The organism is Clostridium sp. BL-8, from assembly GCF_002006495.1.
GTDB lineage: Bacteria > Bacillota > Clostridia > Clostridiales > Clostridiaceae > Clostridium.
The window spans coordinates 1-1082 of record NZ_LZZL01000202.1; the positions used below are offsets into that span (position 1 = coordinate 1).

Here is a 1082-nt window from a genome sequence, read left to right on the forward strand (position 1 = left end):
ATTTTTGAATATAGGTTCTTTCGCGTTCGTTATGTAATTGATTCATTTATATAGTTTCTCCTTAAAGTGTGATATGGTCTCTTTTTACATTAATTATGATATTTAGAGCCTCTCATTGCATCGTTTTAAATGGTGAAAATAATACCTTTAATTTATATATAACGCTTAAATATTCTTCACTTTATAGAATAGGCTTTTTCTCCAAGAATAACTCATATTTTTAATATACGACTAATCCTTTATATAAAATTATAGGCAAAAAGCGTATGGTCACTGTACGCTTGGATACAATCAGTTATTCATCTTGCTTTTTTAAGAGTTTATTAATTTTATTATTTTCAAACTTATTATTAAAAGAATTGACTGGTGGAAATATTGGACATTTATATGGGTAAAAACCAAAGAGAACACATGCTGCTAAAGAATTATATATAGCCCATAAACTCAATTCAGCAGCCCATAAACTTCGTCCATCAGTTTCAAGTATTTTACGTATATACTTTTGCTCAGTCATTTCACTATTATCATAACTCATATATAGCCTTGATGATTTTTTCTTTTTGATGCTAGTACCTCCTAACTTAATTATACTGAAAATGAGTATAGTAGCCATACACATGGATACAATTGTTTATTCATCTTACTTTTTTAGAGTTTATCAATTTTATTATTTTCCAACTTATTATTTATTAAAAGAATTTACTGGTGGAAATATTGGGCATTCATATGGGTAAAAACCAAATGGAACGCATGAGGCTAAAGAATTATAGATAACCCACAAAGTCCTTTCATCAGCTTCAAGTATTTGCTTATACCTCCGCTCACTTATTTCACTATTATCAGAAGCCATATATGGCTTTGATGATCTTTTTCTTTTCATGTTAACACCGCCTAACTTAATTATAATAAGAATGAGTATAGCAACCATACGCTTGCCTAAAATTTTTATTCATCAAAATTTTCATTAAAAAATTTAACCTTGTTTATCAGGGTCGACAAAAAGTTTGACAAAAACTCCAATTCATGTTCGGAGGCATTTTGTAGTTCATCTTCAACCATATTATTTACAATAGAATGATAGA

Annotated in this window: 2 protein-coding genes and 1 pseudogene; all 3 read right to left on the minus strand. The window is 28.7% G+C overall.

Annotation, left to right across the window (positions count from 1 at the left end; all coding sequences use genetic code 11):
- Positions 1–295 precede the first annotated feature (295 nt).
- Positions 296–535, minus strand: a complete 240-nt coding sequence (locus CLOBL_RS27210; RefSeq protein WP_179117855.1) for a hypothetical protein — start codon at positions 533–535, stop codon at positions 296–298.
- 147 nt (positions 536–682) lie between these two features.
- Positions 683–880 (minus strand): hypothetical protein, encoded by a 198-nt coding sequence (locus tag CLOBL_RS27215; protein WP_242953946.1) that lies wholly within the window; start codon positions 878–880, stop codon positions 683–685.
- A gap of 65 nt (positions 881–945) precedes the next feature.
- Positions 946–1082 (minus strand): annotated as a pseudogene (locus tag CLOBL_RS28870) (MarR family transcriptional regulator); the annotation flags it as partial.